Origin of the sequence: Chryseobacterium sp. W4I1, from assembly GCF_030816115.1 — a bacterium.
GTDB lineage: Bacteria > Bacteroidota > Bacteroidia > Flavobacteriales > Weeksellaceae > Chryseobacterium.
Genome location: NZ_JAUSXQ010000001.1, coordinates 3,726,965 through 3,742,915 on the forward strand (window position 1 = coordinate 3,726,965; position 15,951 = coordinate 3,742,915).

The 15,951-nt window shown below is 37.8% G+C and carries 16 protein-coding genes; 4 read left to right on the forward strand and 12 right to left on the reverse strand.

The window, feature by feature from the left end:
* Position 1 precedes the first annotated feature (1 nt).
* The 7 genes from QF044_RS17325 to QF044_RS17355 all read right to left on the reverse strand — a co-directional run bounded on the left by QF044_RS17325 (position 2) and on the right by QF044_RS17355 (position 7,606).
* Positions 2 to 1,468: a DUF5687 family protein gene (locus QF044_RS17325; RefSeq protein ID WP_307269952.1), complete on the reverse strand. Its 1,467-nt coding sequence runs from the start codon at positions 1,466 to 1,468 to the stop codon at positions 2 to 4.
* Between the two features lie 51 nt (positions 1,469 to 1,519).
* The gene (locus tag QF044_RS17330) at positions 1,520 to 3,169 is read right to left on the reverse strand and encodes a DNA repair protein RecN (protein WP_307269956.1); all 1,650 of its coding nucleotides are present in this window, start codon (positions 3,167 to 3,169) and stop codon (positions 1,520 to 1,522) included.
* A 75-nt stretch (positions 3,170 to 3,244) separates the two neighbouring features.
* Positions 3,245 to 4,147, reverse strand: a complete 903-nt coding sequence (locus QF044_RS17335; RefSeq protein WP_307269958.1) for a DUF4835 family protein — start codon at positions 4,145 to 4,147, stop codon at positions 3,245 to 3,247.
* 37 nt (positions 4,148 to 4,184) lie between these two features.
* Complete coding sequence (gene coaBC / locus QF044_RS17340; protein ID WP_307269960.1) at positions 4,185 to 5,390, reverse strand: bifunctional phosphopantothenoylcysteine decarboxylase/phosphopantothenate--cysteine ligase CoaBC; 1,206 nt, start codon at positions 5,388 to 5,390, stop codon at positions 4,185 to 4,187.
* Positions 5,391 to 5,512: 122 nt separating this feature from the next.
* Positions 5,513 to 5,836 (reverse strand): DNA-directed RNA polymerase subunit omega, encoded by a 324-nt coding sequence (locus tag QF044_RS17345; protein ID WP_027372958.1) that lies wholly within the window; start codon positions 5,834 to 5,836, stop codon positions 5,513 to 5,515.
* 41 nt (positions 5,837 to 5,877) lie between these two features.
* Positions 5,878 to 6,873, reverse strand: coding sequence for an outer membrane protein assembly factor BamD (locus tag QF044_RS17350; protein ID WP_307269962.1), 996 nt, complete (start codon positions 6,871 to 6,873; stop codon positions 5,878 to 5,880).
* Between the two features lie 103 nt (positions 6,874 to 6,976).
* A complete protein-coding gene (locus QF044_RS17355) occupies positions 6,977 to 7,606 on the reverse strand; it encodes a TetR/AcrR family transcriptional regulator (RefSeq protein ID WP_307269964.1) in 630 nt (209 codons plus the stop codon).
* 97 nt (positions 7,607 to 7,703) lie between these two features.
* On the opposite strand from QF044_RS17355, the gene QF044_RS17360 reads away from it, so the two are divergent.
* The 4 genes from QF044_RS17360 (at position 7,704) to QF044_RS17375 (ending at position 10,478) form a co-directional block, all read left to right on the forward strand.
* Positions 7,704 to 8,330 carry a TatD family hydrolase gene (locus QF044_RS17360; protein ID WP_307269965.1) on the forward strand — a complete coding sequence of 209 codons (627 nt, stop codon included), beginning with the start codon at positions 7,704 to 7,706 and terminating at the stop codon, positions 8,328 to 8,330.
* The gene (locus tag QF044_RS17365) at positions 8,323 to 9,048 is read left to right on the forward strand and encodes a tRNA threonylcarbamoyladenosine dehydratase (protein WP_307269968.1); all 726 of its coding nucleotides are present in this window, start codon (positions 8,323 to 8,325) and stop codon (positions 9,046 to 9,048) included. Before QF044_RS17360 ends, QF044_RS17365 begins: the two co-directional genes overlap by 8 nt.
* Before the next feature lie 99 nt (positions 9,049 to 9,147).
* Positions 9,148 to 9,522 carry a ribonuclease P protein component gene (gene rnpA, locus QF044_RS17370; protein WP_307269970.1) on the forward strand — a complete coding sequence of 125 codons (375 nt, stop codon included), beginning with the start codon at positions 9,148 to 9,150 and terminating at the stop codon, positions 9,520 to 9,522.
* 347 nt (positions 9,523 to 9,869) lie between these two features.
* Complete coding sequence (locus QF044_RS17375; protein ID WP_307269973.1) at positions 9,870 to 10,478, forward strand: DUF4126 domain-containing protein; 609 nt, start codon at positions 9,870 to 9,872, stop codon at positions 10,476 to 10,478.
* A gap of 57 nt (positions 10,479 to 10,535) precedes the next feature.
* On the opposite strand, the gene QF044_RS17380 is transcribed toward QF044_RS17375, so the two are convergent.
* The 5 genes from QF044_RS17380 to QF044_RS17400 all read right to left on the reverse strand — a co-directional run bounded on the left by QF044_RS17380 (position 10,536) and on the right by QF044_RS17400 (position 15,660).
* On the reverse strand, positions 10,536 to 12,875 hold the full coding sequence (locus QF044_RS17380) for a hypothetical protein (RefSeq protein WP_307269976.1): 2,340 nt from the start codon (positions 12,873 to 12,875) through the stop codon (positions 10,536 to 10,538).
* 1 nt (position 12,876) lies between these two features.
* Positions 12,877 to 13,398: an LPS assembly lipoprotein LptE gene (lptE, locus tag QF044_RS17385; protein WP_307269980.1), complete on the reverse strand. Its 522-nt coding sequence runs from the start codon at positions 13,396 to 13,398 to the stop codon at positions 12,877 to 12,879.
* Entirely contained in the window at positions 13,391 to 13,540 is a 150-nt protein-coding gene (locus QF044_RS17390) for a hypothetical protein (RefSeq protein WP_307269982.1), read from the reverse strand. The genes lptE and QF044_RS17390 overlap by 8 nt, the downstream gene beginning before the upstream one ends.
* A gap of 8 nt (positions 13,541 to 13,548) precedes the next feature.
* Positions 13,549 to 14,835: a sigma-54-dependent Fis family transcriptional regulator gene (locus QF044_RS17395; protein ID WP_307269984.1), complete on the reverse strand. Its 1,287-nt coding sequence runs from the start codon at positions 14,833 to 14,835 to the stop codon at positions 13,549 to 13,551.
* A gap of 90 nt (positions 14,836 to 14,925) precedes the next feature.
* Complete coding sequence (locus tag QF044_RS17400; RefSeq protein WP_307269986.1) at positions 14,926 to 15,660, reverse strand: hypothetical protein; 735 nt, start codon at positions 15,658 to 15,660, stop codon at positions 14,926 to 14,928.
* Between the last annotated feature and the right edge of the window lie 291 nt (positions 15,661 to 15,951).

Here is a 15,951-nt window from a genome sequence, read left to right on the forward strand (position 1 = left end):
TTTAGCCTTTATTTTTAAATGCGTCCAGTGTACTGTACTTTTCGCTTTTATATTGTTTTACAATGATATCGAACATTTTTTCTCTGAATAAGAATCCTACCAGCCCTAGAGCTGCAATGCTTACCACTCCTGCCGTCATCCCAAAGAAGTATTTTGACAGGGCAAAAACACCCATTGGAAGCAACATTTTAGGGATCAGAAGGAGTATAGCCTTTAAATTAAAACTATTTTTCTGACCTATTCTTTTTTCCTTTGAATTAAGATCAATCTGGGTTTTGTTGAACGCCCCGGACCAAAGTGTAAGCTGCGAATTCACCCCAATATTGTAAAGTCCTGCCGCAAAAAATGTTAAATAAATTTCCCAGCCGAAATAAGCGTAAATCAAAGCAACAATAATAGACGCAGCTGTGACGATATTGATCAGCCACCATTTGGCTTTAAGGTATTCTTTATAGGGAACATTCAGTGTCATCATCAGTGGATAATAGGAACTGTCAAAAGCCGGAACCCTCTGACCAAACAGGAACTGAAATCCTCCCGTCACAAACAATCCCATAAATATCATCATGGCAGACGTTTTATAGATTACGGAAGTATACATGAGCAGACCATAAAAGAGAAACAAAAAGCTTCCGATGAGAATCCCTTTTGTTACTTTATTTCGTCTCAGCATTTTAATATCATTATTGATAAACGTTCCTATAACACCGTATTTATTTAAAAAAGCGATATTTTCAGTTTTCCCTAACTGCTTCTTAGCTTCCAGCCCCTGATCTAAGTAAAATTCTTTACGGACATAATTGAAACATATTTTCCACAAACCGGAAAAAAGAATAACCGCAATAACAATAAAATAAGGTGACTGATAAAAATTGTAGAAGAACTTTTCTGAATAAGAAAGCATAGGTACAATGTCATAATAAGCAAGACCGGCAACCGCAGCGAAAATGCAACCTATAACAATGACCACCATCTCTTTGTTATTGAAAAGAATATTGATGAAGTTATTAAGGTAAAACAATAACGAAATCCCGATAAACCAAGCCAAAACCCCAACAATACTATATCCGTTAAACATGGCAATGATGGAAAAGGTAACGAAAAACAAGGAATTCAGCCAACTTAATGCTGAAAGAAAAGTTTTCGCCAGCATGTAATTAACTAACGTATTTTTCGGAATATTCTGGGTCAGGAAGGGTTTGATATTCTGGGTAGGCATTTCCTGCCAGATGTATTTAAGAATCAGATCTGCGACCCATGCAATAATTAAAAGCTTTGAAACCACTTTCAAAGGATCCTGATGCATTTCTTCCTGAATATAATAAAATGCGGCAAAGGCACCTCCTGCAAGACAGGCCATAAAATAAATGATCCCTATAAAACGCAGGATCTTCATGGCAAGGTTCATCCCTACAGAAGTACCCCGGAAAAAGCTTTTGATCTCAAGCCTGAGGAATGTTAGAAACATATGTTAGTTTTTCTACATTAGTAACTACAATATAAAATATGTTACAGTTTTTCAGCCAATTAATTCTTTGGCCTGTGCCAGTGCGGCTTCCGTAATCTTGCTTCCGGAAAGAAGCTGGGCAATCTCGTTCAGTTTTTCCTCGTCGTTCAGCGGAATAATAGTAGATTGTGTTTTACCGGAAATATCACGTTTTACCACTTTATAATTGTTATTTCCTTTGGCTGCAACCTGTGCCAGATGGGAAATTACAATAAGCTGCATATCGGCTGACATTTCTCTCATCAGGTTTCCTATCTCTTCTGCCACTTTTCCTGAAACTCCGGTATCTATTTCATCCAGAATGAGTGTTGGAAGCTCATCACTTTCGGCAATGATCTTTTTCACGGCAAGCATTACTCTTGACCTTTCACCCCCGGAAATAGCAGTCTGGATAGGCTTTAAAGGAAATCCTGAATTGGCCTGAAAAAGGAGCTGGATATTTTCTTTTCCAAATGCATTAAACTCCGGTGAATCCTGAAGTTCTATATCAACTCTGGCTTTTTCAAGACCTAATTTTTTCAGAAGTGTTTCTGCCTTTTTGATAAATACGGGAACGGATTTCTTTCTGTTTTTAGAAAGTTTTTCAGCAAGGGCCTGAAGTGTTTTCCCTTTTTTGGAAATATTCCCTTCGATCTCCTCAATAAACTCTTCAAGCTCTGAAGCTCCTTTCTGCTCTCCTGCCAACTGATCTCTGAGTGTGATCAGTTCATTGATATCAGCAACATTATGTTTTAAGAACAGGGCATTGATCTTATTATTAAGTTCAACCAGGATCGCCAGACTGGCTGGATCGATCTCTATTCTTTCGGATTCATTTTCAAGTTCTGAAATAATATCTTTTAGCTCTACAAATGAGGTTTCAAATCTTTCATCAAGTTCTGCAAAACTATGGGAAACTTCAGAAATTTTGGACAGCTTATTTTTAGCTTCATTAAAGAAAGACAGGATCCCAACTTCTTCCTGGTGGAATCTTGAAAGGATCTGCAGCAGGTTTTCTGAGATCATTTCTGCATTTTCCTGTACAGAAAGTTGGTTTTGAAGATCTTCATAATCTACATCATCCAGCTTCAATTCTTCCAGCTCGTTGAGTAGAAATTCTTTGTAATCACTTTCTTTTCTGTTCTCTGAAAGTTGGGTTTGAAGCTTTTTAAGCTGCATTTTAAGACTCTGGAAATCAGAAAATTCATTATGATAGTCTTCTATCAGTTTTTTATTTTCAGAAAGTCCGTCAATAATTTTAAACTGGTATTCTGAAGTAAAAAGGTTTGAGGTTTCAAACTGGGAATGGATATCAATCAGTTTGGAAGATAATTCTTTAAGCACATCAAGGGTCACCGGCACGTCATTGATGAAGGCTCTGGACTTTCCGGAAGGTAAAATTTCTCTTCTGATAATGGTCTGATGCTCATAATCGAGATCATTTTCTATAAAGAATTTTTTAAACTGGTTATTTAGGTCAAATTCAGTTTCTACAATACTTTTTTCTTCCGACTTGGAAATAGATTTTACTTCTGCTCTTTCACCAAGAATAAGCCTTAAAGCGCCTAAAATAATAGACTTTCCGGCTCCGGTTTCTCCGGTGATCACCTGTAGCCCGTTATTCAATGATACTTCCAGAGTATCAATGAGGGCGAAGTTTTTAATGTAAATTCTCGAAAGCATGGATAATAGCTGATTACTTTAAGTAATGCAAATATAGATTTTAGTATTCGGTATTCAATGGCTCAAACTGAAGTCTTATTTCCACTTGCTCCATTTATTCTCCGAATATTTAGGTGTAAAGACCATCATAAGCTGCTTAAGATCATTCATCACAAGCCCTCCATTATTTCCGGAATTGAAAACATTGAAGATCTCATCACTTTTATTGTCCAGGAACAGGTTAAAATAATAGGACTGCTGAAATGAATTTTCATAGGTTTTCAACTGCATCAGAGCATCAAATATTACTTTTTTGGCAGCGGTCTGATCCTGGTTGAAGAGATTATCCAAACCTGCTCTGTGATAGGTATACATCGTAGAACGCAGCTGGTTCCAATTCGGATTGATAATCTCATTGATCAATATAGTTCGGCTTCTTGGTTCGTTGATGACATTCCAGCCTTCATAATTCCTGTTCTGGGAATTTTGAGCAATTTGCTGGGCTTTTGAAAACCATTGTGTTCCGCCCATAGACTGGAAGCTGTCTGCATCATAGCCCAAAATTACATAGACATAAAAGCTCACTACATCAATCAGGTTTTTTCCTGAGAACTGTCTTTCATTGAATACAAGATTTTCATTTTCAACATATTCAAAGGCGAATCTCTGATCCTGAAGATTGACGAGCGGTGATTCATAACTGGTATTGTACACGGGACGCACGGCCTGGATAACAATACTGCCTTTGAACCTGTTCCCGTCTCTTTCAGCAATAACGACTGAAAAATTACATTTTATTTTTTCAAAATTCTGGAGTTTTTTACCGGTCCAGCTGGTATTATTGATAAAGTCCCTAAGACTTTTCTCCAGCGCTTTATAGGCCTGCTGGTTACTTCCTCCCAATTGCTGGGAATTGATCTGTACCGTTGCAAGCAGTTCCTGCGAAAAACTCAGATTGTATATAAAAAGCAGTAGGAATAGGCTTATGATTTTTTTCATTATCTAATTAAAAATTGAGAACGGAAATTTATTAAATTTATTTTAAAAGTTGAGCCTCAACAAAATCCAGAATATCTTCAGCTACTTTATCTTTGGATTTAAGGTCAAATTCTTTCTTTTCTGTTCTGGTGAATATCTTGATTTTATTGGTATCATTTTTAAAGCCTGCTCCTTCATCACGAAGGGAGTTCAGAACAATCATATCGAGGTTTTTCTTTTCCAGTTTTCCTTTGGCATTCTCTTCTTCATTCTGGGTTTCGAGGGCAAAACCTACGAGAAACTGGTGGGTTTTCTTTTCACCCATCGTTTTTAGAATGTCCGGATTTTTAACCAGTTCGATGGTTAAATTATCATCATTCTTCTTAATTTTCTCTTTAGCGACTTCTTTCGGAGCATAATCTGCCACTGCTGCGCTTGCGATACCGATATCCACGCGGTCATAAAATTCAAAAACTTTATTCAGCATTTCCCTGGCAGAGGTAACTTTATGAATCTCGATATTTTTATCATCCGTTATTTGAGAACTAGGTCCGGAGATTAAAATCACCTTAGCTCCTCTTTTTGAAGCTTCTTCAGCAAGAGAGAATCCCATTTTACCTGAGGAGTGATTCCCAATAAATCTCACAGGATCCAAGGCTTCATAAGTAGGCCCAGCAGTAATCAGTACTGTTTTACCCGCTAAGCTTTTGCTGTGATTTCCGGAAGTAAAGAATTTTTCAATGGTTTTAAAAATAGTATCCGGTTCTGCCATTCTTCCCTGCCCGATCAGACCACTGGCCAGCTCACCATTTTCTGCAGGAATAATGAAATGTCCATAATCTTCTGCCAGTTCAAGGTTTTGTCTGGTGGAAGGATGAGCATACATATCAAGATCCATTGCAGGGGCGATAAATACAGGGCATTTAGCTGACATATAGGTAGCAATCACAAGATTGTCACACATCCCATGGATCATTTTAGAAAGGGTATTGGCTGTACAAGGGGCAACAATCATTACATCTGCCCATAAAGCCAGCTCCACATGGCTGTTCCAGGTACCGTTGTCTCCATAAAAAACTGAATAAACAGGTTTTTTTGATAGGGTTGAAAGGCTTAATTTCGTTACAAAATGTTCTGCATCGGGCGTCATAATGACCTGAACTTCGGCTCCTTTTTTCACAAAGTCCCTGATCAGGAAATGAATTTTATAGGCCGCAATTCCCCCGGAAACAGCGATAAGAATCTTTTTACCGGAAACACTCATTTAGTTTTAATTTTTGAACTCCTAAATTACTTATTTTTTCGCACAATGACGGGTATAAACAGACAAAGGTCATAAAAGAACTGAATTCCTTTATGACCTCCATATGTAAAAACACAAAATAATTATTTTCTGTCTTCTGTCTTTCTGAAATAGATATCTTCATTCAGCCATTCTTCGATAGCGATAGAGGTAGGCTTCGGAAGTTTTTCGTAATGTTTAGAGATCTCGATCTGCTCTCTGTTTTCGAAAACTTCTTCCAATGTAGAATTGTGCACAGCAAATTCGTCCAATTTATTGTGAAGTTCCGTACGGATCTCCGCATTGATCTGCTCTGCTCTCTTTCCCATGATAACAATAGCTTCATAGATTGAACCTACTTTATCTTCAATCTTGTCTTTATCGTAAGTAATAGTATTTACTTCTGCTTTTGTATCTTTTACACTCATTTTGAGAAAATTATTTTATTTTAAGATGGCAAATTTACGAATTATCTTTGGATTTTGAAAGTGGCTGCCGGCGGAGGGGTCTGAAGTGCTGCACTATCCCTCTGGATCTGCATTGCCTTCTTTTCATTACTGATCTGATCTTTGATCTGCTGCTCCGTTTTATTTTTTTCAGCCAACTTATCCGCTTCTTTTTTCTGTTTTGCCGTTAAGGTTGCAATTCTTGCTTCTGTTTGTTTTTTTACAACTACAAAGTTCTGCTTTTCTTTCTCCAGTTTTCCTCTCAGATCTACTGCTGTTTTAGAATATTCTGTATTCGGAAGTTCTTTTTCTACAAGTTTGGTATAAGCTATAGCGCTTTCTATACGCTCGTCTTTAAGGTCATAGATAGATTTTACCGCAAGTTCGTAACGTGATTTCATGATAAAATCATAAATCTTCGGACGGAGTTTTGTACTTGGGAAATCTTCCAAAACATTTTCAAAAGCAACATTGGCCGCTTTATACTCCCCCATTTTGAAATACTGTCTTGCATTTTCATATGCTTTAAATTCTAATTTATAAGACAGTTCATCAATTAGCTGACTGATATTTTTAGATCTTTCAGAATTCGGATAATTGGTCAGGAAATCCTGAAGCTCATTGATCGCAGTTTCCGTAGTAGACTGATCCAGGTTGTAATCCATAGAACCTTCATAGTAGCATAATGCAGACATATATGCTGCTTCCTCAGCTCTTGGGTCTTTCGGGAAACTTACGGCAAAGTTTTTAAACTGATGTCCTGCCAGCTTATAGCTTTTGTCATAATAGTTAGCATAGGCCGTATTAAAACCTACGTTCGGAAAGTCATCTGTTCCCGCTACAAGGTTGGTAAGCCTGTCATATAGAGCTAATGCATTTTTCCATTTCTTTTTGGCAAAATTTTCATTAGCCGCTTTTAAGATAAAATTCTTGTCAGCACTCTTCATTGCTTTCTCCTGCTGGCTTACGCATGAGGAAATAACTGCCACTACAAAAAGACCTAAAATATATTTTTTCATATAAAAAATTCAACAGTTTTCGGAATATACAGCCGATTTACTAATTTGCAAAAATATAACTTTTTTGTCAATAGATTTTTTTTTATGAATATTTAACGTAATTTTAGTCTGCTGCGTATCCCAAAATGGCAAAAACGCTGACCAAAAGATTCATTCTTACTTTTTTTTCAGCTTCTTTGGCGTAAGTTTCTTCATTTTTACTCGGCACATACAGCTCGTAGAAGTTTTTGTTTCTGATAACAAATAACGTGGAGCCGATGATCATGGTCAGAATATCTTCCGGTTTTGGCGTGAAAGTAAATACTCCTGACGCCACTCCTTTTTTGATGACATCATCCAGTTTCTTTACAAACAGCTGATAGAAATCCAGCAACTCATCTTTGAGGTTTTCAGTATGCCTGAGTTCCTGAGTGACAAAACCATGGAAATAGTTATATTTAAAGAGTTGGGCAACAATGTATTTGATGATTTCTCTTAGCTGCATTTCCGGCTTGCCATCCTTGATGGTATCTGCAAATTCTGAAAAATTCTCTCTGGTTTTCAGTACGCGGTACTGATAGAGATACGACATCATTTTTTCTTTGGAGCCGAAATAGTAAGAAATCATTGCCACGTTGATGTTGGCCCGGGAACAGATATCTCTTACTGAAGTTCCTTCATAGCCTTTTTTTGCAATAAGCTCTTCAGCAATATCCAGGATATGGATCTGTTTTTCTGTAAATTTTTTTCTCATGAAGTGCAGTTTGAGTAAAGTTAAGAAATTTTTAACAATTTTATAAACGTTCGTTTAATAATTTAAATTAATTTTCTGGATAATCGTACTTTTGTCCATGGACTTTTTTGATTTTCATCATCATAAGAATAAGACTCTGTATGGAATCTATAATTTGGAACTGGGAACGGTGCCCCCGGATTCTCTGTATTCAATAGGCATACATCCTAAGGATATTGCTGTAGATAGTCTGGAAGAGCAATTCATGTGGTTGACATCAAACATCTCAAAAAACTGTCTGGCTATTGGGGAATGTGGGCTTGATTCTATGCTTCAGATCCCTCAGAAAGTTCAGGAAAAGGTTTTTATGAGACAGATCCTTATTTCCAACGAAGTTAAAAAGCCTTTGATTATTCATTGTGTAAGAAAATTTTATGAGGTCATTTCTTTTAAAAAGAAGGCTGAACAGGCGGTCATCATTCATGGTTTTAATAAAAAGCAAAGGATTGCAGCAGACCTGCTGAAAAATAATTTTTATCTGAGTTTTGGAAAAGCGGTTTTGTATCATTTATCTTTGCAGGAAATTGTAAAGAGCACGCCCCTTGACAAGATGTTTTTAGAGACTGATAATGAATGCTTTAATATTGAAGAATTATATTCAAAAGTTTCGGAGTTAAAGGGTATTTCTTTGGATCAACTAAACGAGCAGATTTTAGAAAATTTAGACACGATAAAGAATGGATAAGTACTGGCTGGAGAGAACGGAACTCCTGATCAAAGAGGAAGGACTGGAGAGGCTTAATAAAGCAAATGTCCTTGTAATAGGTTTAGGTGGTGTAGGATCCTTTGCCGCTGAATTTTTAGCCAGAGCAGGCGTTGGAAACATGACAATCGTGGATGGTGATACAGTAGATATTACCAACATCAACAGACAACTGCCGGCGCTGCACTCTACTATAGGAAAGCATAAGGTGGAAGTGGTAGCGGAAAGACTTCTTGATATCAATCCAAACCTTAAACTGATTAAAATCAATGAATTTCTTAATCCTGAAAGAATGGATGAAGTTCTTGATTCTGCCAAGTTTAATTATATTCTTGATTGCATCGACAGTATTACTCCGAAGCTGAGTTTAATTATAGCGGCCAAGAGAAGGAAAATAAAACTGGTGAGTTCTATGGGAGCAGGTGGAAAAATGGATCCAAGTAAGGTGATGGTAAGGGATATCAGCAAAACGCAGAACTGTTTCCTGGCAAGACAGATCAGAAAAAGGCTTAAGAAGGAGAATATCAATAAGGGGTTCAGATGTGTTTTCTCTAATGAGCTTCAGCAGGAGGAAAGCCTTAAACTGACGGACGGAGCGAACTATAAAAGGTCTTTCTACGGTACCATCAGCTATATTCCTGCCATCTTCGGGCTGTACGCGGCATCGGAAGTGATCAATTATTTAATTAAAAAGGATTAATCAGACAATATTTCAAGCCAACAGGCTCTTCGATATGGTGCTGAGCACATTGTAAGGATCTCAACAAACAAAAATATATCCTATATTTACACCCCGTCAATGACAAACTTTAAATATCCGAGAGCCGAAAAACTCAAGAAAAAGACTGAGATCACTTTACTTTTTGAAAAAGGTAAATGGAGATCTTGTGGAAATCTGAGGATTATCCTTCTAAAAGACAAACCTGCACTTCCGCTAGAAAGTGCAAGATTCGGGGTATCAGTTTCTAAGAGATATTTCAAAAAGGCGGTCCACAGAAACCGGGTAAAAAGGCTTTTAAGGGAGTGTTACCGTCTGAATAAGGATTTGTTTAAGGAGGCCTTTGGTGAAAAAACAGTTGCCATGATGTTTTGGGCTTCTCCAGAAATGCCGGCTAAGTTCCAGGAAGTGGAGGAGCAGTTTAAAAAGCTTTGCCAGATGCAGAAGAGGGCTTGATAATGTAACAATACAGCAGTATAACAGTTTACCAATGAAATAATGAGACTGTAATTTTACCACTAATCGTACAGATTTTCACAGAGAAACTGGAGGATTTGTGACAAAGTCCTTTCAATCTACTACGCCTATAGCAAAATTTTTTATCTCACCACACCTCTATCAGGGAGATCTGAAGGAAACTTTCTGTATCCTTGCTTATCAATATTCTTTTAAACGACAAACTGTACATATGTTCACCTCATGATTCTTCTTCGTATTGCGTACGAATAATTTATATTTTAATTTTTATAAAAGCTTGTATAGTTTTTGTAATTTTAGAGAAAACAATAAATCTGAAAATTAAAATGTTAGATCATATTCCCTATTTTTCATATGTGCTGAGTGCCTTTATTGGCATTGGTCTCGCTGCTGCCACAGGCTTCAGAGTCTTTCTTCCGATGTTTGCAGTAAGCATTGCTTCTTATTTTCACTGGATCCCGATGAATGAGCATTTTGAATGGCTTTCGGGGCTTCCGGCACTTATTACGACGGGCATTGCGACTATCGCTGAAATTCTGACGTACTATATTCCATTTGTAGATCATCTGCTGGACACCATATCTGTACCTTTGGCTACAGTTGCAGGTTCTGTGTTATTTGCCAGCCAGTTTGCGGATCTGGGAACATTTCCTCAATGGGCACTTGCCTTAATTGCTGGCGGCGGAACAGCTGCAACCATCAGTTCGGGGTTTGCAGGAATCCGGGCGGCTTCCACAGCTACGACTGGTGGTTTAGGAAATTCTGTGGTCGGAACTACCGAAACAGCAGGAGCCGGTATTATGTCTATATTGGCTATGGCCGCTCCGGTAATTGCTGCTATTTGCGCTATCATACTGATTATCCTGGTCTTTGTTCTTGGACGAAAAGCCTGGCGAAAACTACGAGGAATAAGGAGTAGTCCCGACAATACATAAAACAAAGGCTGAACACTTCCGCATTCAGCCTTTTAATATTATATAAGTTTTAACTTATTATCCTTTACTTCTGAAATCTTTTATTTCCTGAATCTTAGCCTGGAAATACTCCTTTTTTTCCGGTGTTTTTTTGATCAGAATTTCAAATGCCTTGATTGCTTTGGTATATAATTTCTGCTCAAAGTAGAGATTGGCAAGTGTTTCTGTCATCAAATGGGAAATATCATCATTCTTCTCTTTGACCACGTAAGTACTTTCATCTCTTAACTGGCTGATTCTTGGGTTATTCTCAATAAAAGCTTCAATCACTTTCTCCTGAATAGGCACCTCTTCCTTGACAATGACAGCGTCTTTCTCCGATGGCCTGTCTATTTTGAGCCAGCTCTGCCATGTATTGATAAATCCGGGAACATTACTGTCAGCGTGCACCTGACCCTGGTTTTCAGCTTTGACTTCGTGAGCGGAATCTTGTTTTATTTTTTCTTTCTCAGCTTTTTTTACAGACAAGCTTGAAATATCTGTTCCAAAGAAAGATACATTCATAACCGGTGCTTCTTCTCTTTTTGGAGTTTTTGGTTCAACAGCTTGTTCAGAATTTTCTCTTTCATTTTCTTTTTCTTCTTCTGTAATTCCTGCTGTTTCTTTTGCAACAGGCACATGTGTTTCAGTGTCTTGCTTGGCCTGTACTGCAGGTTCTTCTATTTTCTTATTTACTATTTCTGCAGGCGCAGCTTCCTGCTGCTGTGGAGCTTCAGTTTTGGTAACAGGAACTGTATTTTCTTTACTGATCATAGAATCCGGCAGATGAGCATCCAGGCTCATTGGTTTCCATGAAGAGACTCTTTCTGCGGCAGGTTCCTGTTCTTGTATTTGTTGTTCTGCTTTCGCCTCAATTTCTACAGGCTCTATAGGTAGCTCTGGCTCAGTTACTATCTCTTGTACCGGTACAGGTGCAGATTGTTCAGCTTTAGGTTCTTCTTTTTCCGTAGACCAGAAATGGAAATTCTGAGTTTCAGCAAAACTGATCTCATGATCTGTGATTTCGGGCTCCTTATTTTCAATTTTCGGAGTAGCCTGTGCTTCTTTCATTTTTTTCTCCACTTCCTCGATGAGGCGTCTCATTTCTTCCTCATGCTTATTTACATTAGGTTTTGAAACTTCGGGAGAGGAAACTGTATCATCACTGTTTGCCTGGATCTTAACATCGGGCAGAAACTGATCCATTCCATGAAAACTAATTTCAGCATCCGGCTGATCTGCATTTTGATCTTTAGTAACCTCGGTGGAATGCTGTTCTGTTTCAGCGGACATCGATTCTTCTACAGCTTGTTTTTCCTTTTCAGTATCTTCTTTTTCAGGCGTTAACTCCTCTACTTCATGAAAACTTATATCTTCAGCTTTATCAATTTCCTTTTCTTCTGTCTGAGTGTCGATCTTATCTTCATCAACAATTAATTCAGGAGTGAACTCTAATCCCGCTTCTATATTTTCCGGCTGTTCTTCTTTTTCTGCTTCTACTTCGTGGAAACTTATATCTTCCGCTTTATCTATTTCCTGCTTTTCTTCCTTGCTAGCAATTTTATCTTCATCAATCATCAATTCAGGAGTGAACTCTAGTCCTGCTTCTGTATCTTCCGGCTGTTCTTCTTTTTCTGTTTCAACTTCATGGAAGCTTATATCTTCCGCTTTATCTATTTCCTGCTTTTCTTCCTTGCTAGCAATTTTATCTTCATCAACAATCAATTCAGGGGTGAATTTAACTCCGCCTTCTGTATCTATATCTTCCTGCTGTTCGTTTTCTTCTGAATTCTGCTCATTGATGATCTTTTCTTTAGGCTCTTCTGTTGCAGGCGAAGATTTTTGGGTTACCAATACCCCTGATTCCAGCGTAGATTCGAGATCTATAGTTTCGGAATTTTTGTCCTCAAGGAAATTTTCTTCGCCTTCGAAAAGGATCCTGTTTCTTTCTCCATTGACATGGATATGTTTAATATCCTGAACAGGCGGTATCATAGAAGCTACTGCTTCGTATTTATTCTGGGGTATTTCAGAAGGCTGTTCTCTTTTTATAGGGAATGCCTTAGTTTTATAGGTATATTTTACTGTTTTTACTTCAGTTTTAGGAGATTCTTTGTCTTCTAAGACCTCAGATTTTACTTCCTGCCGGATCTTACCATTGATCAGCTGATAAAGAATTTTTTTGTCTGTAGTGTAAGCAGCTGTCGTTGAAAGTTCTTTCTGATAATTTTCTTTATCATAAAGATGTACTCCAAATAAGTGAAGTGCCCTGATGTTTTGAACATAAGGAAAGGCATGAATCTCTTCTTTCAGAAGACCGAGATCTTCTGACTGAATATTTTTGGGGTTCTTTAATAATTCTAAAACTCTGGGATTCATTTTACCAATTGGCTACAATATCGTTAAATATCTTGTTAATAATTCTGTCTGTCACAAGCTTCACCTGGGAAGCTTCGATCTCACTCTGGGTAAGGTTACTGTTGAAAACGGCTTCATCGGAATAAGTTCTGTCAAAACTGGAATCCGGATGCACTTTATTTTCGTAATGTACTTTCACGGTGATTGTCAGCTTGCTCTGGGCCTGCTGAACCACACCTCCCGAAGGGTTTGTCGTCGTATTTGAGCTGATGGTAGTTGGAGAAAAACCATAATCAGAAATTTCCCCTTCTATCAGAATATCAGGATTTGATTTTGTCCCTTTCAAGGTTGTTCTCTGTAGAAACCTGTTTTGGATATCTGTAGAAAACTGCTGGGAAAGGGTTGGATTGACAAGCGCTGCATTATTTGGAAATTCGTTGATCTGGACCGTCTTTTCATCCGTCAGTGAAGATCCTGTAAACGAGTAACACTGATGAAACAGCGAAAGAATGACAAAACCGAATATTATTTTTAATTTACTCATACCATTTTTTGATTATCAACTCTAAAACATCGCTACGATGAATCCCTCTATATCTTTTTTTGAAAAGTTCAGCTTCCTGAGAAACAGACTTCCCTATACTGAAATCAGATCCTTTTGCAGCTATTGCCTCTAAATTTTTCATCCGTTTTTTTAGTCTTCTAAGTTATATTGTTTTATTTTTCTGTATAAAGTTCTCTGCGAAATACCAAGCTCGTCAGCAGCCCTGTTCCTGCGTCCTTTATGCTTCTCCAACGCTTTGATTATCAAATCTTTTTCATTATTCTGAAGTGATAGAGATTCCGGTCTGTTCTCTTCTATTTCTATATCTTCAACGTCTTCGTAACTGTCATCAGCATTGGAGATTATAGTAGGTGCAGACTGCGCCGCCGGTGATTTATCTTCAAAATAAAGGAGCGAATTCTGGGCCACAGATTGGGTCTGGTCTGCAGAATAAATTCTGTTGATCAGATTTTTTTCCTGATTGCTGAGGTCGGCTGTTCCTTTGTTTTTGATCAGTTCTGAAGTGAGCGATTTTAAATCATTGATATCACTTCTCATGTCAAAGAGAATTTTATACATAATTTCTCTTTCGCTTCCGAAATCATTCTGCTTCTGGGCCGTCTGATTATTGACCACCATTGGAAGATGGGTTTCCATCGGAATATATTCTGCGAGTTTCTCAACGGTAATTTCCCGGTTTCTTTCCACCACAGTCATCTGCTCTACAAGATTTCTTAACTGACGGATGTTTCCCGGGAAAGTATAATTTTCAATATAATGAACGGCACTAGGCTCCAACTCCAGTTCCGGCATTCTGTATTTTTCTGCAAAATCTATAGAAAACTTTCTGAATAACAGATGAATATCTCCTTTTCTTTCTCTTAAAGGAGGCATGTCGATCTGAACGGTATTTAAACGGTAGTAAAGGTCTTCACGGAATCTTCCGTCATGAATAGCCTTCATCATATTCACATTGGTAGCCGCTACAATTCTTACATTGGTCTTCTGAACCTGTGATGAACCCACTTTCATAAATTCTCCGCTTTCCAGTACCCTTAAAAGACGTACCTGGGTTTGAAGGGGAAGTTCTCCCACCTCATCAAGGAAGATTGTTCCACCGTCTGCCACTTCAAAATATCCTTTTCGGGTAGCTGTAGCTCCGGTAAATGCTCCTTTTTCGTGTCCGAATAATTCTGAATCTATTGTTCCTTCCGGGATCGCTCCACAGTTCACCACAATATAAGGCTGATGTTTTCTTTTTGATTCTGAATGGATAATTTTCGGGATAAATTCTTTTCCCACCCCACTTTCTCCAATCACCAGAACGGAAATATCCGTGGGTGCTACCTGGATTGCCTTTTCTAAAGCCCTGTTCAATGCGGGAAAGTTCCCGATGATTCCAAAGCGGTTTTTTATGGTTTGTAACTCGTTGCTCATAAGTAAATTTTTGATTATTGATCTAATAATAATCTACAGTTCTGTTATCTGTTTCCTGTAGACCTTGTTAAAGTGAAGGATGTAGACATCTCATATCTTGTCTTCATCGTGCGTCCTTAATGCTAAGGTTTTTAAATCTAAATAATCTTTGTTTCTGATCTTAGAAACTTTACTTTTAAAGTATGTATTTTCAGCAAAGTCATATTCTTTGCTTTGGTTTTCAAAATTTTCTGAGGCTTTGTGATATCTTCCAAGCTCAAAATAAGTCACTCCAAGCTTGTAATGGCCATACATTCCTTTGAAATAGCTTTTTGATGAAAGAAAATTTTCAATGATCTCAGCTGCTTTTTCTTTTTGCTCTAAAGGATTGTAAGAGATAGTTTTTACCACCCCCGGATGATAATCTCCATTTAGAGACCGTCCCAGATGATTAAGATAATATTTTTCTTGCTTAAGATCACGGACAGTACCGATATAATCCCGCAGAAACTGGAATTTATACAAGCCTCTGTAGCCTAAATGCATTTTAGAATCTACAGCAATAGCTTTGTCAATAAGAATTTTCCAGTTGACAAAATCTCCGTTCTTTAAGTAAGGAACGGCTTTTTCGATATAAGTATTAGAGAAATCCGGACATAGTCCGATGGCTTTATCAAAGGCTTCCTGAGATTCCCTGCTGCCCCGGCTGTCTGAAACCCAGTTGTATAACCCACAGGATTTTTTGCAGTTCTCACCCTCTACTGCATTACAGTTGACCTGTGCAATAGTATTGGTGTAAACGATAAGGAGCAAAAAGCTAAGGTAATACCTCTGAAACTTTTCCATTCTCAATTTTATAGGTTAAATACTGATAATAGCCTGCTTTAAAACTTTTTATCTCTAGGAATAAGCTATCCCGCGATTTTGTGCATCGCAGAAGCTTATCTTCCGGTTCTTTAATTCAGTCCTGTTTTTCCTCCACAATTTACTAAAAATCTTACGGTAATGTAGCCATTCATTTTAGTTTCGGAAGATTCTATTTTCTTGGCAGTTTTTCTATAATGTATATCTTCTCTCCTTTATAGTTAAACTGTTGAATACTTGATACAAGCAATATACCGTTCTTATCCGGGTTTT